This window comes from Winogradskyella psychrotolerans (genome assembly GCF_018860545.1).
GTDB lineage: Bacteria > Bacteroidota > Bacteroidia > Flavobacteriales > Flavobacteriaceae > Winogradskyella > Winogradskyella psychrotolerans_A.
In genome coordinates, this window is sequence record NZ_JAHKPN010000046.1 from 65,357 (window position 1) to 85,027 (window position 19,671).

Here is a 19,671-nt window from a genome sequence, read left to right on the forward strand (position 1 = left end):
AGTTTACGATTTCTTTTCCAAAAGGGCCATATAGAATCCGTCGAAACCAGATTTGTAGGCTAATACTTTCTTATCTTTAACAAAAGTAAAATCTTTTCCTGCTTCTGAAGTTAAGAATTTGTCAACTTGTTTTTGATTTTCTGACGGTAAAACGGAACACGTCGCGTATACCATCTTTCCACCAGGTTTAACCATTTTAGAATATTGTTCTAAGACTTCTTGTTGTGTTTGCTTAATGTTTTCAATAAACTCTGACTGTAGTTTCCACTTCGCATCAGGGTTTCGTCTTAAAACACCTAAACCAGAACATGGAGCATCGATTAATAAACGATCGGCTTTACCGTGTAATTTTTTAATAGGCTTCGTAGAATCGATGACTTTCATCTCAATATTGTGAACTCCATTTCTTCTAGCTCTGACTTTTAGTTTTTTCAATTTACTTTCGTAAATATCCATCGCTATAAGTTGGCCTTTGTTCTCCATTAACGACGCTAAGTGTAACGTTTTACCTCCAGCGCCAGCACAAACATCAACCACTTTCATTCCTGGTTTAACATCCAAATAGTCAGCAACCAATTGTGATGATGCATCTTGTACTTCAAACCAGCCATTTTTAAAAGCTTCTGTTACAAAAACGTTAGCACGTTCTTTTAATTTTAAAGCAGAAGGATGATTTGGTAAAACGTCAGTTTCAATGTCTTCTGATTCTAGCTTAAGCTGTAAATCTTTTTTTGTTGTCTTTAAGGTATTAACTCTAAGAATTACCTCGGCTTGTTCATTTTGCTTGGCAATTTCTTTAGTCCATTCAGTTTCGCCTAATTCAGAAACACCTAATTCATCAATCCAATCTGGAATAGATTCGCGGTATTTTCTAATTTTAGACAATTCATCAAAACGACCTTTAATTTTTCGTGTTGGAGTATCTGTAAAGTATTTCCAATCAGGTAACTTAATCCCTTTTAGCGTTGCCCAAACAGCAAATAGTCTCCATAGGTCATCTCTGTGGTATGGTGCTTTTACATTTGCTATTTCTGCATAAAGTCTTTGGTATCTTACTATGGTATAAACCGTTTCTGCCACAAAACCTCTATCGCGACTTCCCCAACGCTTATCGCGTTTTAATAATTGTTGTATCACTTTGTCAGCATATTCACCTTCATTAAATATAAGGTGTAATCCGTCAATTACTGCAAAGCATAAATTTCTATGTAATCTCATAAATACGTCTTCAGTTTTCAAGTTACAGTATTATTTTTCTGTAAAAATGAACATACAAAGGTAAGAGAAAAGATTAAGAGTATAATGTTTTATTATAAAGTGTTATATTAAAAGGATAAATAATTTTAGTAAGTTTTTTTTCGTAAATGCATTTAAACTAAATTAGCTTCGTAATTAATTAAATTACTTTTTGGAAGAAACTGAATTTATACAAGAATTAAAATTGAAAAGCACAAAAGCTTATAGTCAGCTTTTAGATGATTTTCAGCAAAAAGTATTTAGCACCTGTATATCGTTTGTGCCAAACAGAGAAGATGCCGAAGATATTGCTCAAGATGTTTTTATTGAAGTTTTTAATTCGATTAATAAGTTTAAAGGTGATTCTAAATTATCGACTTGGATTTACAGAATTACAACCAATAAATGTTTAGAGTTTATAAGAAAGAAGAATACTAAAAAACGTTTCGCTTTTTTACAGTCTATAACAGGAAATGCTATTCCGATGGATAAAACGGATTATTTCACTGAAATGAATCATCCCGGAATTTTATTAGAAAACAAAGAGCTGAATGCCACTTTATTTAAAGCAATCAATAGTTTGCCAGAAAGTCAGAGTGTCGTTTTTACATTACATAAAATTGACGGAAAAAGCTATCAAGAAGTTGCTGAAATAACAAATAGAAGTTTGTCGTCGGTTGAGTCTGTAATGTTTAGAGCTAAAAAGAATTTACAGAAGGTTTTAGAGAATTATTATAAAAATGAACATTAGCGCAAGTTTTTTTAAACTTATGCATCTAAAGATATAGTTATCAAAACAAATATGAAAATGGATAAAAAAGTGAAAGCTACTATAGATTCGGTTGAATCCATTAGTGAAGTTAAAGTGTCTCCTTTTTTTAAAGAAAATGTGATGCACCAAATAAGAAATGCATCTGAAGACGTTAAAGACGCAACCTACTCGTGGTTTACACCAAAATTACAATTGGCGACTTTAGCTTGTGTTGTGATTTTAAATATTATGGCATTTCAAAATTTGAAAGAAGCTACGTATAATGATAATGTTACTAGTTTTGCAGAATCTTATGGGTTATCAACAAGTACAGAATCCTCTATATTAGATTAATCATGAAGAACAATACCATATTATACGTTTTACTTATTTTCTTAATAGTTGTCAATGGTTTTTTCTTATATAATTATATAGGCAGTGTCAATGATACTAGACCTAATGAGCCACAGCGAAATAACGAAATCATTGTCAAAGAACTTGATTTTAATGCAGAACAGTTAAAAGAATTTAAAGAAAGAAGTAAAGGACACCATAAAACTATAATGCGATTATCTGATGATGTGAGAGCATTAAAAGATCAGTTGTTTGGTACATTATCTAATGATTCAATTAGTGAGAAAACAATTGACTCTATTACAGCTTTGATATGTGTAAAAGAAACTGAAAAGGAAAAAGAAATTTTTTATCACTTTAGAATGATTCAAGATATTTCTAATGAAAAGCAAAAAGAAAAATTTCAGAGAATATTAATGGACGCTTTGCGACAAGGAGAAAGTGCCAATAGGCCACCACCACCAAATGGAGAGGAAGGTCATAGACCACCTCCAAGATAAAATTCATAATATTTATGACTTATTGTATAGACCTTCAATTTTTATTGAAGGTCTTTTTTTTGTGTTTTATTTAACAAATGAAGCCACAAGTATTTTAAATATATGTCATCTAAACTTATATAACATTAAAAATTTAAAAGATGAAAAGTTACACATTAAAAACAGTAGTATTAATTGCAGTAGTTACATTATTTACAGCCAATCATTCTTATGGACAAGACAAACAAGACCGAAAAGGTCCTCCAACGTTTGCTAAACTTTTAGAGGAAATGGATGCGAATGATGATGGAAAACTTGCAGAATCTGAAGTAAAAGGCCCATTGAAAGATAGTTTTTCTGAAATCGATACGGATGAAGATGGTTTTATCAGCGAAGAAGAATTTAAAAATGCGCCAAAACCAGAAAGAAAAAAAAGAGACGATAAATAAAACTGATATTTATGAATAAGGAGAGTGTAAAATTTATTAAAACATTGAGTTCATTATTTGTTCTAATAGCTTTATTAGGTTGTAGTTCGGATGATAGTATTACTGATGATGACAGTGATGACGGAAGTACTACGGGAACAATAGATACTGACTCCTATATTGTAGTTGTAGATACTGGTTTTGACAGTGTATATTTAATAAACCATGATGGAGATGAACTTTTTGAATGGGATTTAGAAGGTGATGAGTTAGGTGATGATGCGCAACTTTTAGATGATGGGAGTTTAATCGTATCGCTACAGTCTTCTAATTCAAATATTACATTTGGAGGTTATGGTGGGAAATTTCGAAAGATAAATGCAGACCAAACCACAGATTGGGAAGTGACCTATTCGAGTAATACGTACCGTGCACATCATGATGTAGATTATTTATCTAATGGTAATATTATATTCCTTGTTTGGGAAGAAGTTTCGGCTATTGATGCAGAAGAAATGGGGTTTGCAGCCAATAACGATATGTATCCAGAGTCGATTATAGAATTAAATCCATCGACTAATGAAGTGGTTTGGGAGTGGCATGCAACAGATCATTTTATACAAGATCATGACAGTACCAAATCTAATTATGGAGTGGTTGTTAATAATCCAAATAAGATTGACGTTAATTATAATAGCAGTCAATCCGATGGTGATATTATGCATGCCAATGGTATTACTATCGATGAAACTAATGATTTACTTTACGTTACCGTAAACTATTATAGTGAAGTTTGGGTCATAGATCATAGTACAACAACTGCAGAAGCGGCTTCCGATTCTGGAGGGAATTACGATTTGGGTGGTGATTTGGTATATCGCTTTGGAAATCCATTAACGTATGACAATGTTGGAGATGTGACCTTAAATAGAGTGCATTACCCTAATCTTTTTGATGCCAACTCCATGTTGGTGTTTTCAAATAATATTTACAATGGTCAATCTGCAGTGATTGAATACGAATTAAGTCCTCCATATCAATTAATTGCAGGTCAGGATAATGAACCTACGGTAACTTGGGAGTTTACGGATTCTAGTTTATATAGTTTAACGACAAGTAGTGCGAGCCGAATGAGTAATGGAAATACATTAATTGGTGAAGGTACAGCAGGAACTATTTGGGAAGTTAGTGAAAGCGGAGAGGTCTTATGGAAAAACACAAATTACAACAGTATTTGGCGGACTTATCCATATGAAATTGACTCGCCAGCAATAACTGCATTAGGCTTATAAACAGTGTGTTTTAAAACAGTTTAAATAAAATATGAGTAGCATAACTTATAAAGTTTTGCGGCTTATGGAAATAATAGTATTGGTTGATTGATAATTTGATTGTTAAAAGCTTCGTGAGAAATCGCGAAGTTTTTTTTCTAATAGCAATTCAACTCTGTAGAACTAATAAATAGGAATAAATTACGATGAGATTATTTAGAAAGGTTAGAAAGAAATTATTGTTGTCAGGAAAAATAAAAAACTACTTACTATACGCTTTAGGAGAAATTCTATTAATTGTGATTGGTGTTTTAATAGCCTGGAAGATAAATGATTTAAACGAGTTAAGAAAAAATAGAATTGTAGAATTAAAAATATACCAATCCCTAAATGAAGAGTTGAACTCTAACTTAGTGCTCTTAGATGCCTCTATTGCAAGTTATACTGAAAATACTAAAATTATAGAAAATACAATCAATATTATAATGGACGAGCTCCCTTCAACATTAACAGAAGAAGAAAAACGAAGTGTGGTTTACGTTAATTATAAACCTACAAAATTGCATTATGGTGCTATAAACTCAGTGAATACCACAAACAAATTTGAATTTATTGAAAGTGATATGCTAAAAGATTTAATAGCGGCTTATCCCAATGAATTAGACAGTTTTCAAAGCCAAGAAACGAAAATTGAAAATATTATAGTTAACCGATTGCAACCTGCTATAGAGAAATATGTGTCTTTAATTGATATGCTTACGAAACGTGAATTTAAAATTAATTGTCTCGATTCATTTTCAACGGAATCAAATTATACACAATTGCTTAAAAGTAGAGAATATCAGAACAGTTTAGTCGATAGATTATTGCAAACTGAAATTCAATTAACCAACGCGATAAGCTTAAGGGATAAAACACAAACCATAGCTTATCAGCTCAGTAAAGAATTAAAAAACTAAATAAGCGGTAGGTTATTTTTAATTGGAGCGCAAGTTTTTTGAAACTCTGGCATCTAAACTATTATAGTGTAATTAAAACAAGAAAATAATTATGAGAACGAATCCATTTTTAATAAAGTCAGTATCAATTTTTAGCTTCATATTATTAGTGTTTACAGCATGTAGTTCTGATGATAGTACAACGACTTCAGATGACGGAGGTGATGATGACGATGATGAATTAGTGACCGATGTAGATGCATCGTTTTTTACAACAAGTGATGGATCAGTGACTATTACGACTGTACCATGCACGTTATCTGATGGTACATCAACAGACTGTTATCAAATAGTAACAGGCAGTATCCCAACAGACCATACACTAGGACCTTGGTGTCCAGATAATATTTCAGATGATGCTTCTGAAGGAGGCATATGGTTAGAAGATGGTTTGGTCTACGATGTCGATGGCGCTTTTGTAGAAAATCTTGCCACTTTTTATAACGATGATAATTGGTTAATGTATGATGGCAATGGAGACATTTATATCACAGAAACAGAAGATGATTGTATAAACGCAGCAAACCCTAATGTTAGCGAAGCCTACGAGAATTTTTGTGTAGAATGTCTGCCATCTTACATCACCGATTTAACGCAAACTTGGCTGATACCAATTTCGCCAGTGTTACAAAATACAGGAGTGTTTTTTGTAACAGAACCAGGAGGACCAGTAAGTACAGCACCTTCAACACGAGGTATCGCATTAAATGGTATTGAGTTCTCAGCACCTGCACCTGTAGATAATATTCTTGGCGCTTATACTTTAGCCCCTTTTGATGATGCAGGCGGACATATTAATGTTAACCAAGGTTACCATTATCATGCTGCTACAGGTTTTAGTACTAAAATAGAACAAACGGATGGACATGCCTCATTAATTGGTTATGCTTTGGATGGCCATGGAATTTATGAGTTAGAAGATAGCGAAGGTAACTCACCAACGGATCTCGATGCTTATCGTGGTCATACAGATGAAACACGTGGTTATCATTACCATGTAGATGCGGCAGGAAACAACAATTTTATAAATGGTCTGAAAGGAGCATACGCGATTTAAAAAAGGTGTCTTATGAAAAGAATCTTGTCATTTTGTGTTTTAGGATTGCTGTTGTTTACACAATCGGTTAAAGCACATCAGCCAGAAATTTCTACAACTATGTTAGTGGAAAATAGTAACAATGTATGGATACTTCAGATTAGTGCGTCGTTAACGGCCTTTCAACAGGAAATTAAATTGCATTATGCCGAGACGCCTTACAGTTCGCCAGAGGAGTTTCGTGAGATGGTTATTGCCCATGTTAAGAATAATTTAGAAATAGAATTCAATGGTGAAAATGACGTCACCTTAAGTCAAGGTTTGGTTAAATTAGGACATGAGACTAAAGTCATATTTCAACTTGAAGGCGTGCCTAAAGAAATCTCTTCTGTTGTAGTTGAAAATAAAACCTTTCAAGACATATATAATAACAAAAGTGCAGTCGTTATTTTGAAAGAAGGTTATGACAAAGATAATTTTGTACTAACAAAAGACAATAACCATATTCTGAAACTTGAATCAACAGGACATAAATTTATTCGTGTTGAAGAAAAAACATTGAGTTCATCGTCCTTAAATATGATTTTAATATTATTTGTATTGGGGGCTTTAGGACTTTTGGTTCATAGTATCAGTGAAAGAAAAAAGTTAAAGGGAAATAACTAATCTATAAGCATGAAAATTAAACTAGCATATAAAGAATTTGGGTTTGTCATTTTGCTATTAATATCATTTGCTTGTAGTAGTGATGATAACGATACCTCAGAGGACGATGAAGTAACTACAGATGAGTTGATTGCAGAATCATATTTTAATGCAACGTCTTTAGTGTCTTATGAAAAAGTAGATTGTACTATGGAAAATGGTTCTTCAGGGGAGTGTTATAAATTAGTTTTTACAAGTAATCCTGTAGAAAATGGTCCATATTGCCCTGAGACAATTAATGATGTTGGGGGTTTAGGGATCTATGACGGAACAACAAACCCTGGGTTTCAAGTAATGAAAGCTGATTTGTTTAACGCTATGGAAGCAGATGGTTATGATATAATTGATGATAATGGTAATATTTATACAGATGATTTTGCTTCAGGTCCTGTAAATCAGGATTTTTCATATTGTTTAGAAGCTGCACCTAATAACAACCTATTATTAACGTTTTTAATTCCTACGAATCCGGTATTTGCGTCGTCAAATAATACAATTAGTACGGTTGAGTTGATAGGTGTTTCAGTAGATGGCGTCCCAATAAATGGAGATCCTCCTTCTGTAGCAAACCCTGGAAATGAGGTGGCAGGTAATATTCCTTCCTTAGATCCTTGTGGAGGGCATCACGATCCTGCAGGTTATTACCACTGGCATTTTGTAGCGGAAACTATGAATCAGGTTTTGGAAGCAAACGATATAACTGATGTTTCATGTACATTGGTGAATCAGGTTGAAGATACAAAGCTTATAGGTTTTGCTAAAGATGGATTCCCTATTTATGCTTATGCAATAGAGCCTTCTGATTTAGATGAGTGTGGTGGTAGAACCGCAATAACAACAGATTTTTCAGAAGGTGTGTATCATTATGTAGCGAGTAATACCGATGCTCCAAATGTTCCAAAGTGTTTAAAAGGAGTTGCAGCTAATAGTAATTTTTCGTTTCAATAATATTATGAAAAAAATCGTAGGCCTTTGCTTTTTTATTATGTTGTTCATGCAAACAAGTTATGCTCATAATCCATTATCTGCAATGTATTATTTAGAGGTGAAGGATGGCTTTGGTATAGTTAATCTTAATTTGAGTCAAGTTGGTTTACACGAAGCCGTTTTTCAAAATTATACAGAGGAGGCAATACGTAATCTGTCCAGTGAAAATTATAAAAAGTTGATTGTTAACTATATTAAATCGCACTTTTTTTTGATAATAAATGATGTTAAAGTTGAGCTTTTAGATGGTGGTTTGAAATTGGGAAAGCATCAAACAAATATGAAATTTGTAACCACAAAATTACCATTAGAATTTGAATCATTAGAAGCACATATCAATGCATTTAAGGAAAATGAACATCATCAAACTATTTTTTCATTAATTCTCAATGGAAAAACGAGTAAGGTTATTTTAAATGAAGCCAATAATTTTACGGCTTATAATAAATTTATAGATAATGAAATGGTAATAAGTACAACGCCGTTTAAAAAAGGATATTTATGGTGTATTGCATTGATTCCATTAGCTGTTGTAATGCACAAAATATTTCTATCTAAAACGCACTAAAAATAATATTTGTTTAAGTTGTTTGATTGTTAAAGGCTTTGTGAGAAATCACAAGGCTTTTTTTTAAAACAATAAAAAGAAAACGCAAGTTTTATTTTTTAATGGCATCTAAAGTTATATAACCTAAACGTTTTAAACATGAAAAATCATAGATTTATAACAGTAGCTTTAATAGTAAGTGTTTCATTGTTGACATTTAATGCATGTAGCAATGATGATGAGGATGCTACCACGTCCATATCACTATCAGAAGATATTACTATAACCGATACTAATGTTATTGGTACAGCAGAAGGTGATACTGATAATACTGGTTATGATGAGGATGATTTAGTAGAAAATGCAACCTTTGAAGATACGGTTCAAATTGTATTTTCCAATACGTCTGTTACAATTGTAAATCCTGTTCCTGATGATGTTGTTATTACCCAAGACGGAGCAGATATCACTATTAATTCAACGATTTCAAAAGTAGCTTACGAGGTGTCTGGTACAACAACTGATGGTATGTTGAAAATTTATAGTGATAAAAAATTCAAATTATCATTAAGTGATTTAAGTATTACCAACGCTGATGGTCCTGCGATTAACATTCAATCTTCAAAAACTATTTTTGTAATATTAGAAGGTATAAATAACTTAACCGATGCCGCAGTCTACAGTGATATTCCAGATGATGAAGATGCTAAAGCAGCATTTTTTAGCGAAGGACAATTGGTATTTAGTGGTTCGGGAGCTTTAAACGTAGCAGGACTTTACAAGCATGGTATTGCTAGTGACGATTATGTTAGAGTTATCAGTGGAACAATAACGGTTACTGAAGCGGCTTCAGATGCTATACATACCAACGATTACATCATTGTAGATGGTGGTACGCTCAATTTATCAGCAAGTAGCGATGGTATGGATTGTGAAGAGGGCTATATTATTATAAACGATGGGGCGTTTACAATAAATACTGTCGATGACGGCATTGTAGCATCATATGATATTGATGAAGAAGAAGAGCCTGACGATTCTATTTTACCTAATGTGACTATAAATGGCGGTGACTTTGTGATTAATACAACTGAAGGCGAAGGTATAGAGTCTAAAGGCATAATGACGATTAATGATGGGACCATAAATATTACGGCGTATGATGATGGACTTAATGCAAATGGAACGTTATACATTAACGGTGGAAATACTTATGTTTATAGTACACTTAACGATGCTATAGATAGTAACGAAGGTATTACCATTACAGGTGGTACAACTATTGCTATAGCTGTAAGAACTGATGAGCCTGATGGCAGTTTTGACTGTGACGATGGCTTATTTAAAATAACAGGAGGTACTATTTTAGGGTTAGCGCTGAATACCTCATTCCCAACAGAAAGCGAGAGCACACAAAATGCGGTCATTTTTGATGGAATAAATGCGAATCAACTATTAAACATTCAATCTGAAGATGGTACGGAAGCCCTTACTTATCAGGTGCCGTATAGCGTAAATACTGTTATTTATTCTAATGCAAAATTAGAAACAGGACAAACCTATAAAATATTTACAGGTGGTAGTGTAAGTAATGGAATAGAAGTTAATGGATTATACACCTCAGGTACCTATAGTGGAGGCGCAGATTCTGGGGATTCATTTACTATAAGTAGTACAGTGACACAAATAGGTGGAGAAATGGGACCAACAGGAGAACCTAATACGAGTGGTCCTGGAGTTCATTAATTTTAAAATTAATAAATACATATAAAAATGAATAGTATCAAAGTAACATTAACAATTTTAGCGGTATTCATAAACGTCATTGCTTTTGCACAAGGTCCACCGGGTGGAGGTAGAGGAGGTGGACAAGGTGGGCCACCAGAAGGAGAAAAACCAGACGCTACAGAAATATTAAAATTGTTAGATACTAATAACGATGATAAGATTGATAAAGTGGAAGCTGTAGAAGATGAACGAGGAAAAATAGCTAAGGATTTTGATGAAATAGATACTAACGAAGATGGTTTTATTGATTTAGAAGAGCTCGAAATTGAATTAAACCGTGAAGGTCCTAGAAAAGTAACAGCAAAAAAACTTTTAAAAGAAGTCGATCAAAATGAAGATGGGCTCTTAAATGAATTAGAAGTTGCGGCTAAAGACAAACGAGATTTAATGGATAATTTCAATGAAATAGATACAAATGATGATTCTCAATTAGATTTAGATGAATTAGAAGCCTTCTATTCAAAAGATGAAGACGATAATAAAAAGAAAAACAAAAAAAATCGTTAAGAATTGTAAGATTAGTTTTAAATTATAAATCGAACACTTAAATCACGTTTTATGCATCAATTTAAATTTTTAAAGTCTCTTATTTTAGTAGTAATCGCTATCACGTTTGTTTGTTGTAAATCAAATACAAATTCAAATGATGAAAGCATCGACAGCCCACCACAACAACAAGGGGGACCAAGTGTTTCTGATTTATTTAGCGAGATGGACGCCAATAATGACGAAAAATTGGCAAAGTCTGAAGTTGAAGGGCCTTTATTAGATGATTTCGCTAAGATAGATACGAATAAGGATGGGTTTCTTACAAAAGAAGAGTTAGAAAATGCGCCTAGACCAGAGCGCCGAGGTCCTAGAGAAAATAACACTGAAAGTGAAGATAATGTTCAAAGAGATTTTGCAGTCACTGTAAATGTCGATTCTTCTCTATTTATTAAAGAAAGTTTATTGTCAGAAATAACTCAAGAAGAGCATACCTTAAGTAATGGTACAAAAGCACTTTGTTATGTTATTACAACGGCTTCTCAGCCTCAAGAGCATAAAATGGGGCCATGGTGTCCAACGCATATTGAAGATGGAAAGGATAAAGGAGGTATATGGTTTAAAGACGATAAGGTCTATGATGTCGATGGGCACTTTATTGCTAACCTAAAAGAATTTTATAGTGATGCAGAATGGGCTTTATTTAGAGAAGATGGTTCTGTAAAAGTAACGGAAACACAAGAAGAATGTGAAGGAGCTGCTAAGCCAGATGTTGAAGAGCAGTATCATAATTACTGTGTAGAGTGTTTACCCGACTATTATAGAGAGAAACAATCTACATATTATATCCCTGTGAAACCCTTATATTTAGAAAAATCTAATGCTTTAGGAAGAGATGGGATAGGTATTGCTTTTAATGGCGTTAATTTTGAAGCTCCAGCACCAACGCATGCAATTTTAGCTGCACATACTTTAGCGCCACTAGATGATGCTGGTGGTCATGTTAATCCACATGCAGGTTATCATTACCATGCTGTTACTGGTGCGACTAAAGAAGTAGCGCAAAACGATGCTCATGCACCTATGGTTGGTTATGCTATGGATGGTTTTGGTATATATGCACATAAGAATGCTGATGGTAAAGCAAGCACAGATTTAGACGATTGTAATGGTCATTACGATGAGGTAAGAGGGTATCATTATCATGCAGGTTCTGCAGGTAGCAATCAAGTTTTAGGTTGTTTACACGGAGCAAGTGGATCAATGTCTGTCAAAGGCTAAATACGCGTTAGGAAGAAGAGGTTCATTTTCTAGGTAGACCTTCTAATATCTAAAATAATCTTAAAATGAAAAATGGAATATGTAATGCACTAACCATAGTTGGTGTGTTGTGTCTGCTGGGTTGTAATAGTCACAGAAAAACAACAGAACATACTCATGATGGTTTAGAATCACATTCTCATGACGTCGTATCAGAATCTAATAATGAAACCCGTTATTTTGGTTCGTATGAATTAGAAGATGAAAACTTTGGGACAAAAACAAAGATGACTATAACTTCAGATAAACGAGTTATGGTCACTAATGCTTTGCCTAATCATAAAACGGGTCAATTTCCAAATCAAGGGAATCCCAATACTATTTCAGAACAGAACAAAACTTATAGTTTTCCTTTATATCCTGAGTATACAGGGAAAGCACAATGGGTTCGAGAACCTGGAATTGCCCTTAATGGTATCAAATTTGAACCTGGTACAGCTGAGGTTGTCGAATGCGAAACAGGTGAAAATTATCGTGTTGAAGCCTTTCAGGATGTCATAGATTTAGGTCTTGATTTTAATAATGCCCATGTACAGCCTACAGGAGCATATCATTATCATGGTTCTCCAACTTCAGTGATTCAAAATTTCGATTCAGGAGAAGATTTAGTGCATATTGGATTCGCTCACGATGGGTTTCCTATATATTATTCTAAAAGTGGTGCCTATAAATCTAGTTTTAAACCACTCGATGGCAATAGGGAAGGCGAGGACTGCGTGTACGAGAATCCAGGGCAACATATCGATGTGGCTGTTGGTGGCCATCATGATGGTACGTTTACGTCAGATTTTGAATATGTAGCTGGTTATGGCGATTTAGATGAGTGTAATGGAATTATGATTGATGACACGTATATGTATGTCGTAACTAATGAATTTCCTTATGTAAGCCGATGTTTGATGGGCGAATTTGAAAATGAAGAACGAAAAGGACCACCAAATGGAGGTGGTGGACGAGACCAAGCTCAGCGACCTAATGTTAAGACTATCATATCAAATATGGATGCTAATAAAGATGGAAAACTCTCTAAAGACGAAGTAAAAGGACCTTTAGTGGATGCGTTTTCTGAAATTGATTCTAATGGAGATGGTTACATAACAGAGGCCGAATTACAAAAAGAAAATCGCGGTAAAAGACAAGGCTCTCAGCGTAATAGAAAATAATTTAAACTAAAGCGCAAGTTTTTTTGAAATTACGCACCTAACTATATATATGAAATCAATTAAACAGAAAAATATGAAAAACGTATTTAAATTTTTAATGTTGTTAGGTGTTTGTGCTTCTATAAATTTAGCATGTTCTAGTGATGACAGTTTAGACACTACGGATAATGATGATACTAGTGAAGAAACAGGTATAACAGAATTAAGTAGTGCGTTTGAGCAGTTTTCAGATGCTGTGATTGTTACCCTATCTGATGATGGTACTGAAATCTATATTGAAACAACAGGCTATCCAAACCATACTTCAATTTATTGGGACCCGAGTAATTCACTTTATATAGATGAACCAACAGTGACTAAAACAACTCAAGATACATATATAGGAGGTGGTACTGGTGAAGCTGCAAGTTTTACAGTAGATGCAACGCCAAATTTAACAGGTGCTACAGTTGCCACAGAATTAAATACGATAGGTATAGCAGTTAGTGGTGCCTCAATTTTTAATGATCAAGAAGGCGGTGGAGATTTAGACCAAGCTGCAGGAAGTTTAGATTTTAATGGCGCACATAAAGGGCCAGGCGTATACCATTATCATTTAGAGCCTAGAACGATTAGTAATGATGATGAAGAATTGGTAGGTATATTACTAGATGGTGTATTTATTTATGGACGAAAATGTAATTCTACGGGTACTTATCCAACAGATTTAGATGCATCAGGTGGACACACGTCTATTACACAATATGAGGATGAAGCGCTTTATCATTATCATATAATTAATGAAGAGTATAATGCACCATTATATGGCTATGATGAAGCTATTGTGCTTTTTGCAGGGCCATTTCAAGGGTATTAAAATACGGAAACCATGAAAAAACTATCTGTTTTTTTTATACTTATTGGGTTTTCAATAGTAGGTTGTAAACAAACAGAGCCTAATACAACGAATCATAGCGTTAAAGCAGTTGAAAAGCCTATTGTTATAAATGATTTTGAAGTGCTAAAAGAAGACTTAGTCCATAATGGTAATAAGGGAAAATGGTTTTATAAAGACAAGCCTTTTAATGGGTATTCCTTAAAGTATTATCCAAATGGAACTTTAGAAGAAAAATGGGGGTTTAGTAATGGAAAAAGAGAAGGTGTTGCTAAACGCTGGACTAATAACGGAAAGCTTCAAGTAGAATCTTACTATAAAAACAACCGTTTGTCTGGTGATTATAAAACATGGTGGGAAAATGATACGTTAGCAAGTCTGTCTTATTATGAAAATGGTAAAAAGCAAGGAGAGGACAAACAATGGTATGCCACAGGTCAGTTAGCTAAATTGCGACATCTTGTTGACGGCAGAGAAGACGGTTTTCAAAAAGCGTGGTTAGCTAACGGAAAATTATATGTTAATTACGAAGCTAAAAATGGACGTATTTTTGGTATGAGAAGAGCAAATTCATGCAATAGATTAGAAGATGAAGTTATTATTAGAAATAAAAAAATATAGAGTCCTATTTCTTTTTTTATTTGCAATTACACTAAGTTGTAAAGAGCAAATCAAAAAAGAAAATAGTAAAGTTGTTGAAACGAGTCGTGTAGAATATCTACCATTTTATCAAGATGAATCTTTTACACCGCATTGGTTGACACCTGGTACAGAAGAAGAGCGTAATTTTCATAAAATACCTGTTTTTGAATTGATAAACCAAAACGGCGATACGATTACACAACATACTTTTGAAAATAAAATATATATAACAGATTTCTTTTTTACAACCTGCCCTGGTATTTGTCCTAAAATGACGGATAATATGGCAAAAATACAAGAGGAATTTAAAGAAGATAACGACGTGTTATTATTATCGCATTCTGTAATGCCAAATACTGATACCGTTTCTGTTTTAAAAACCTATGCCGATAATAATAATGTTATAGCTGATAAATGGCATCTAGTTACAGGTGATAGAACTGAAATTTATGCACTAGGTAGAGATCATTATTTTGTTGAAAACGATTTAGGAGAATCTAAGAGTATTGACGATTTCTTGCATACCGAGAACTTCTTACTCATAGATAAAAACAAACATATAAGAGGTATCTATAACGGATTAAATAGAGCATCGATCCAACAGTTAATAATAGATGTTAAAGCCTTGAAAAAAGAAAACTAGAGTGATGACCTAGTTTTATTTGATTGATTGATTATGGTTACTGAAAAGCTTTGCTGAAATACAGTAAAGCTTTTCTATTTTAACTTCTATTAAACGATATCATCATTTATAAGTCGTAAAACAACATTAACGACTAAATCAAATTATAAAAAATGACAATAAAAACTCAACTCGTAGCTGTTTTTGCGATTTTAACTATGTTTTCTTGTTCGAGCGACGAAGATACACCATGCACGGAATCAACGTGGTATCAGGATTTTGATGAAGATTCGCTCGGTAATCCAGATGTTAGAATTGAAGCATGTGAACAACCTGAAGGTTACGTTGCTGATAATTCAGATTTAGATGATACCGGTTGTGAGTCCGATCAAGTTCTAGATAGTTCGCGAGGAGCCTGTGATGAAGTACTAGCTTTTTCAAATGCTTATAATGAAATCATTTCTGGCTCTAATAGAATTATAACTTCTAATAGTATTCCAGAACATATGGTTGGACGTTTTGGAATGGGCATAGGGTCTCTAAATCCAAATGCTATTTCTGAACAAAATGAAACCTATACCTTAGAGTTATATCCAGATGCAGCCAATACATTCACGCCTTTATTATCTACAACGGGTAATGGGGCAAATGTAGGTCCGCAATATGCCTTTGGTATATTATTAAATGGAGTGGAATTAGATCCTGTAGCAGCAGAACCTTTTCCGCATGAAGGTATTTTAGACCCCAACGTGAATTGGGAATGGAACCTAGAAGCCTTAAACGTTAATTTAGGATTAGATTGTAATAGTGCACACGTGCAGCCAACCGGGAAATATCATTATCATGGTTCCCCAATATTGTTTTTAGAAGCTCTAAATGTACCGACAAATGCAATGACATTAATTGGGTATGCCGCAGACGGATTTCCTATATATTACAAATATGCCTATGCGGAGGCTTCAAATAATAATTCTTCTATTGTGGAAATGACATCGAGTTACCAATTAAAATCGGGCAGTAGAGGAGGAGATGGTATTACAGTACCTTGTGGAGTATATGATGGTGTATATTCTAATGATTACGAATATAGTTCTAGTTATGGAACACTAGATGAAGCTAATGGAAGAACTGGGGTTACTCCAGAATACCCATCAGGAACTTATTATTACGTTCTCACAGATGAATTTCCAAGCATCCCAAGATATTTTAGAGGTACACCATCTCAAGATTTTAAAATAGGAAACAATTAAATGATGCGTTCTCGTTTCTTACTTTTTATCTTTGTCACGCTGTCAACATTCAGTTTTGCTCATGATGCTAACAAAGCATTTTTTACAATTCAGCAAAAGGAAGCTATAGTTGAGGTAACTGCTGAATTTCCTTGGAGCATAAGAAATGCACTTATAGACGCTTCTCCAGGATTAGAAAACGCTAAAAGTCAAAATGATTTTGATACTGCTTTTTTTGAATATGTCCAGAATAATTTTCAAATTAGAAATAACGGTTCTAGTTTAAAATTACTGTCCGTTAATGACGCTTCTCATAAGGGACATTCTCATCAAACCAATTTTGTTTTTTTATTCGAGGGAACTGAATTCGATGATATAAAAAATACCATGATGTTCAACATTTATAAGGATCAAGAAAACTTCCATAATGTTTTGTTTCAAAAAGAACATATAAATTTTATAACATCTTTAGATTTAGAATCCTTCAAGATGGCACCTAATTCCTCTAGTAGTATGAGTCAAAAGAAAACGGGCTTACTATTACTCCTGTTTTTAGTTTTTGTGATTTCCTTCTGGATTAAAAAGAAGCAATTATAATTTCAACGTCTTAACCGTATTATCGCAAAGCTTTTCTATTTTTAGAGAAAATTAAAGTTATGCGATTAATTATTTTTTGTCTTTTATTAATTGGAATTGTCTCTTGCAAGTCTGAAGATCAATTAAAATCCAGAAATTTTTCAAAAGTTAATTTTGAAATGCTTTGGGAAGATTCAGAATTAAGCGTTAGAGCTTTGGAAATAGGTGAGAATGATAAATTCTATTTCGCAGGAAATAATTCAGGAATTGGTATGTCATATATGGACGGTATTGATCCACTCAGAAATATAAAGATAATAAGCTATGATTCCTTAGCAAAACCTATGTTAGAATTCAGATCTATTGCAGAGACAACGAAAGATTACTTTTTTATGTCAGTTTCTAGTCCATCATATTTATATAAGTTAAGTAAGAATGATTATTTTGGTTTAGAAATACAGCCAAAACTAGTGTACCAAGAAACCCATCCCAAAGCCTTCTATGATTCCATGGACTTCTGGAATGATGAAGAAGGTATTGCCATTGGAGATCCAACAGATAATTGTATGAGTATTATTATCACAAGAGATAGTGGTGAATCTTGGACAAAATTATCGTGTGATGATTTACCAAAAGCTAAAGAGGGTGAAGCCGCGTTTGCAGCAAGTGATACCAATATAGCAATTATTGGAGATCACACATGGGTAGCAACAGGTGGTAAGTCGAGCAGAATATTGTATTCGCCAGATAAAGGTAAAACATGGGACGTTTTTGATACTCCAATCATTCAAGGTAAAGCAACTACAGGGATATACTCTATAGATTTTTATGATAAAAAAAATGGATTTGCTATAGGAGGAGATTATACCCAACCAAACGATACTTTACAAAATAAAATGAGAACCAAAGATGGTGGAAAAACTTGGGAAATTGTTGCTAGCGGTAAAGGACCTGGTTACAGAAGCTGTGTGCAGTATGTGCCCAACTCAAACGGCAAAGAATTAATAGCTATTGGTTTTAAAGGTATTGACTATAGTAATAATGCTGGCGACTCTTGGAGACATTTAAGTGATGAAGGTTTTTACACCATTCGGTTTTTAAATGATTCTACAGCCTATGCTGCAGGTAAGGGTAGAATCAGTAAATTAACTTTTAGAGAATAAAAAAAGGAAGCCTTAGTGCTTCCTTTATATTTTTTTAGTACACACTATTGTTTAGAGTGGCGTTTTTTATATTCTTCAAACATTTTTTGTCTAAAAGAACGTTCTGCTTGGTACATTTTAATTATTTTTTTTGCCGGCAGAATTTCTAATAACTCATTTAGCATTTTAGAATGTAATTCTACTTTTTGTTTTTCAACTTTCTCCATGGCTAAGAGTAAAGATTTGGCTTCGCTTTCTGAGAGTTCTTCTACGTTCATGTCTTTTCTTCTATTCGTAGAATTTTCTCTTAGTTTGCTTTCAGCATCCTCATTGGCATTATAAATTGGCCAAAACTTCTGTGCTTCAGTTTCTGTTAAATTTAATTGCTCAGTGATGTGTGCAATTTTTAAGGCTTTAATTTTTTCTCTATCCAATTTTTGTGCAAATATGCTTGTAGAAATAAATAAAGTAAGAATGAGTGTGTGTATTGTTTTCATAATCTTTTTATTCAAAAATTAGGTCTTCTGTATCCACGTTTTCAAAATAGTGGTCTAGTGTTTCATCTGAAATATTTATATCTATAAAATCGGTTACCGAAATATCATCAGACTTAAACAAAGAGGCATAATCGTCATTAGTGTAATCTTCTTGGTATAAGTAACTTTCAAGAATTTCAGTTTCTAAGTTATCTATAGTAATGTTATCGTTATTAAATCCTAAACTAAATAAAAGTGCAATACTTGCAGCAATACCAGCAAAATAATAAAACCTGCTTTTTGGTTTTAAGTTGATAACAGGTGTTTCCTTTTTGTTTTGAATTTCATCTAAAATTTTACTTTCAACAGTGTCAAAATAATTATCAGGAACAGTAAAACCTGAAACTTCTGAAGACGTAATAGCTTCTTTTTCATTTAAACGTTCAAAAAAGTCTGCTTCAAACGACTCAAAATAAGTTTTGGGTGTTTTAAAACCTGGAGATTTAACGTTATGTAAATTGTTTTTTTTCATGTTTGTTTTTCGGAATATCCGAAATCATT

23 protein-coding genes are annotated in these 19,671 nt (G+C 33.5%); 20 read left to right on the forward strand and 3 right to left on the reverse strand.

All coding sequences use genetic code 11. The annotated features are described in order from the left end of the window. Positions 1-3 precede the first annotated feature (3 nt). Entirely contained in the window at positions 4-1,218 is a 1,215-nt protein-coding gene (locus KO515_RS15670) for an RsmB/NOP family class I SAM-dependent RNA methyltransferase (protein WP_215937283.1), read from the reverse strand. A gap of 190 nt (positions 1,219-1,408) precedes the next feature. Here KO515_RS15670 and KO515_RS15675 point away from each other — a divergent pair, with 190 nt between their 5' ends. The 20 genes from KO515_RS15675 (at position 1,409) to KO515_RS15770 (ending at position 18,655) form a co-directional block, all read left to right on the forward strand. Next, positions 1,409-1,987 carry an RNA polymerase sigma factor gene (locus KO515_RS15675; RefSeq protein ID WP_179320446.1) on the forward strand — a complete coding sequence of 193 codons (579 nt, stop codon included), beginning with the start codon at positions 1,409-1,411 and terminating at the stop codon, positions 1,985-1,987. Positions 1,988-2,044: 57 nt separating this feature from the next. Further along, positions 2,045-2,341: a hypothetical protein gene (locus tag KO515_RS15680; RefSeq protein ID WP_215937284.1), complete on the forward strand. Its 297-nt coding sequence runs from the start codon at positions 2,045-2,047 to the stop codon at positions 2,339-2,341. Positions 2,342-2,343: 2 nt separating this feature from the next. Beyond that, entirely contained in the window at positions 2,344-2,841 is a 498-nt protein-coding gene (locus KO515_RS15685) for a hypothetical protein (protein WP_215937285.1), read from the forward strand. Positions 2,842-2,981: 140 nt separating this feature from the next. After that, positions 2,982-3,269: an EF-hand domain-containing protein gene (locus KO515_RS15690; protein WP_215937286.1), complete on the forward strand. Its 288-nt coding sequence runs from the start codon at positions 2,982-2,984 to the stop codon at positions 3,267-3,269. Positions 3,270-3,280: 11 nt separating this feature from the next. Continuing rightward, the gene (locus KO515_RS15695) at positions 3,281-4,540 is read left to right on the forward strand and encodes an arylsulfotransferase family protein (protein WP_215937287.1); all 1,260 of its coding nucleotides are present in this window, start codon (positions 3,281-3,283) and stop codon (positions 4,538-4,540) included. A gap of 185 nt (positions 4,541-4,725) precedes the next feature. Then, complete coding sequence (locus KO515_RS15700) at positions 4,726-5,478, forward strand: hypothetical protein (protein WP_215937288.1); 753 nt, start codon at positions 4,726-4,728, stop codon at positions 5,476-5,478. Positions 5,479-5,569: 91 nt separating this feature from the next. Further along, positions 5,570-6,574 (forward strand): YHYH protein, encoded by a 1,005-nt coding sequence (locus KO515_RS15705; RefSeq protein ID WP_215937289.1) that lies wholly within the window; start codon positions 5,570-5,572, stop codon positions 6,572-6,574. 12 nt (positions 6,575-6,586) lie between these two features. Further along, complete coding sequence (locus KO515_RS15710) at positions 6,587-7,219, forward strand: hypothetical protein (RefSeq protein WP_215937290.1); 633 nt, start codon at positions 6,587-6,589, stop codon at positions 7,217-7,219. A gap of 9 nt (positions 7,220-7,228) precedes the next feature. Next, entirely contained in the window at positions 7,229-8,206 is a 978-nt protein-coding gene (locus tag KO515_RS15715) for a YHYH protein (protein ID WP_215937291.1), read from the forward strand. Positions 8,207-8,210: 4 nt separating this feature from the next. After that, positions 8,211-8,813, forward strand: coding sequence for a hypothetical protein (locus KO515_RS15720; protein WP_215937292.1), 603 nt, complete (start codon positions 8,211-8,213; stop codon positions 8,811-8,813). Positions 8,814-8,951: 138 nt separating this feature from the next. Continuing rightward, positions 8,952-10,538, forward strand: coding sequence for a carbohydrate-binding domain-containing protein (locus KO515_RS15725; protein WP_215937293.1), 1,587 nt, complete (start codon positions 8,952-8,954; stop codon positions 10,536-10,538). Positions 10,539-10,565: 27 nt separating this feature from the next. Then, complete coding sequence (locus tag KO515_RS15730) at positions 10,566-11,087, forward strand: EF-hand domain-containing protein (RefSeq protein WP_215937294.1); 522 nt, start codon at positions 10,566-10,568, stop codon at positions 11,085-11,087. A 51-nt stretch (positions 11,088-11,138) separates the two neighbouring features. After that, positions 11,139-12,347 carry a YHYH protein gene (locus tag KO515_RS15735; protein WP_215937295.1) on the forward strand — a complete coding sequence of 403 codons (1,209 nt, stop codon included), beginning with the start codon at positions 11,139-11,141 and terminating at the stop codon, positions 12,345-12,347. A gap of 65 nt (positions 12,348-12,412) precedes the next feature. Beyond that, positions 12,413-13,549: a YHYH protein gene (locus tag KO515_RS15740; RefSeq protein ID WP_215937296.1), complete on the forward strand. Its 1,137-nt coding sequence runs from the start codon at positions 12,413-12,415 to the stop codon at positions 13,547-13,549. Between the two features lie 73 nt (positions 13,550-13,622). Next, on the forward strand, positions 13,623-14,405 hold the full coding sequence (locus KO515_RS15745) for a YHYH protein (RefSeq protein WP_179352521.1): 783 nt from the start codon (positions 13,623-13,625) through the stop codon (positions 14,403-14,405). A gap of 12 nt (positions 14,406-14,417) precedes the next feature. Continuing rightward, a complete protein-coding gene (locus KO515_RS15750) occupies positions 14,418-15,044 on the forward strand; it encodes a toxin-antitoxin system YwqK family antitoxin (RefSeq protein ID WP_215937297.1) in 627 nt (208 codons plus the stop codon). Next, positions 15,013-15,708, forward strand: coding sequence for an SCO family protein (locus KO515_RS15755; protein ID WP_215937298.1), 696 nt, complete (start codon positions 15,013-15,015; stop codon positions 15,706-15,708). The genes KO515_RS15750 and KO515_RS15755 overlap by 32 nt, the downstream gene beginning before the upstream one ends. A 152-nt stretch (positions 15,709-15,860) precedes the next feature. Next, entirely contained in the window at positions 15,861-16,937 is a 1,077-nt protein-coding gene (locus tag KO515_RS15760) for a YHYH protein (protein WP_215937299.1), read from the forward strand. Further along, positions 16,938-17,513 (forward strand): DUF6702 family protein, encoded by a 576-nt coding sequence (locus KO515_RS15765; protein WP_215937300.1) that lies wholly within the window; start codon positions 16,938-16,940, stop codon positions 17,511-17,513. It begins immediately after the preceding gene. A gap of 59 nt (positions 17,514-17,572) precedes the next feature. Next, positions 17,573-18,655 carry a WD40/YVTN/BNR-like repeat-containing protein gene (locus KO515_RS15770; protein ID WP_215937301.1) on the forward strand — a complete coding sequence of 361 codons (1,083 nt, stop codon included), beginning with the start codon at positions 17,573-17,575 and terminating at the stop codon, positions 18,653-18,655. Positions 18,656-18,699: 44 nt separating this feature from the next. Here KO515_RS15770 and KO515_RS15775 read toward each other — a convergent pair whose 3' ends face one another. Then, entirely contained in the window at positions 18,700-19,131 is a 432-nt protein-coding gene (locus tag KO515_RS15775; RefSeq protein ID WP_215937302.1) for a Spy/CpxP family protein refolding chaperone, read from the reverse strand. 7 nt (positions 19,132-19,138) lie between these two features. Continuing rightward, positions 19,139-19,642: a hypothetical protein gene (locus tag KO515_RS15780; protein WP_215937303.1), complete on the reverse strand. Its 504-nt coding sequence runs from the start codon at positions 19,640-19,642 to the stop codon at positions 19,139-19,141. Between the last annotated feature and the right edge of the window lie 29 nt (positions 19,643-19,671).

Excerpts from the sequence above, each read along its gene's own strand:
- KO515_RS15765 (WP_215937300.1), top strand. The coding sequence starts at position 16,938 with ATGATGCGTTCTCGTTTCTTACTTTTTATCTTTGTCACGCTGTCAACA.
- KO515_RS15745 (WP_179352521.1), top strand. The coding sequence starts at position 13,623 with ATGAAAAACGTATTTAAATTTTTAATGTTGTTAGGTGTTTGTGCTTCT.
- KO515_RS15700 (WP_215937288.1), top strand. The coding sequence starts at position 4,726 with ATGAGATTATTTAGAAAGGTTAGAAAGAAATTATTGTTGTCAGGAAAA.
- KO515_RS15715 (WP_215937291.1), top strand. The coding sequence starts at position 7,229 with ATGAAAATTAAACTAGCATATAAAGAATTTGGGTTTGTCATTTTGCTA.
- KO515_RS15690 (WP_215937286.1), top strand. The coding sequence starts at position 2,982 with ATGAAAAGTTACACATTAAAAACAGTAGTATTAATTGCAGTAGTTACA.
- KO515_RS15760 (WP_215937299.1), top strand. The coding sequence starts at position 15,861 with ATGACAATAAAAACTCAACTCGTAGCTGTTTTTGCGATTTTAACTATG.
- KO515_RS15775 (WP_215937302.1), bottom strand. The coding sequence starts at position 19,131 with ATGAAAACAATACACACACTCATTCTTACTTTATTTATTTCTACAAGC.
- KO515_RS15725 (WP_215937293.1), top strand. The coding sequence starts at position 8,952 with ATGAAAAATCATAGATTTATAACAGTAGCTTTAATAGTAAGTGTTTCA.
- KO515_RS15735 (WP_215937295.1), top strand. The coding sequence starts at position 11,139 with ATGCATCAATTTAAATTTTTAAAGTCTCTTATTTTAGTAGTAATCGCT.
- KO515_RS15695 (WP_215937287.1), top strand. The coding sequence starts at position 3,281 with ATGAATAAGGAGAGTGTAAAATTTATTAAAACATTGAGTTCATTATTT.
- KO515_RS15780 (WP_215937303.1), bottom strand. The coding sequence starts at position 19,642 with ATGAAAAAAAACAATTTACATAACGTTAAATCTCCAGGTTTTAAAACA.
- KO515_RS15755 (WP_215937298.1), top strand. The coding sequence starts at position 15,013 with ATGAAGTTATTATTAGAAATAAAAAAATATAGAGTCCTATTTCTTTTT.
- KO515_RS15685 (WP_215937285.1), top strand. The coding sequence starts at position 2,344 with ATGAAGAACAATACCATATTATACGTTTTACTTATTTTCTTAATAGTT.
- KO515_RS15730 (WP_215937294.1), top strand. The coding sequence starts at position 10,566 with ATGAATAGTATCAAAGTAACATTAACAATTTTAGCGGTATTCATAAAC.
- KO515_RS15705 (WP_215937289.1), top strand. The coding sequence starts at position 5,570 with ATGAGAACGAATCCATTTTTAATAAAGTCAGTATCAATTTTTAGCTTC.
- KO515_RS15770 (WP_215937301.1), top strand. The coding sequence starts at position 17,573 with ATGCGATTAATTATTTTTTGTCTTTTATTAATTGGAATTGTCTCTTGC.
- KO515_RS15710 (WP_215937290.1), top strand. The coding sequence starts at position 6,587 with ATGAAAAGAATCTTGTCATTTTGTGTTTTAGGATTGCTGTTGTTTACA.
- KO515_RS15740 (WP_215937296.1), top strand. The coding sequence starts at position 12,413 with ATGAAAAATGGAATATGTAATGCACTAACCATAGTTGGTGTGTTGTGT.
- KO515_RS15680 (WP_215937284.1), top strand. The coding sequence starts at position 2,045 with ATGGATAAAAAAGTGAAAGCTACTATAGATTCGGTTGAATCCATTAGT.
- KO515_RS15720 (WP_215937292.1), top strand. The coding sequence starts at position 8,211 with ATGAAAAAAATCGTAGGCCTTTGCTTTTTTATTATGTTGTTCATGCAA.
- KO515_RS15750 (WP_215937297.1), top strand. The coding sequence starts at position 14,418 with ATGAAAAAACTATCTGTTTTTTTTATACTTATTGGGTTTTCAATAGTA.
- KO515_RS15670 (WP_215937283.1), bottom strand. The coding sequence starts at position 1,218 with ATGAGATTACATAGAAATTTATGCTTTGCAGTAATTGACGGATTACAC.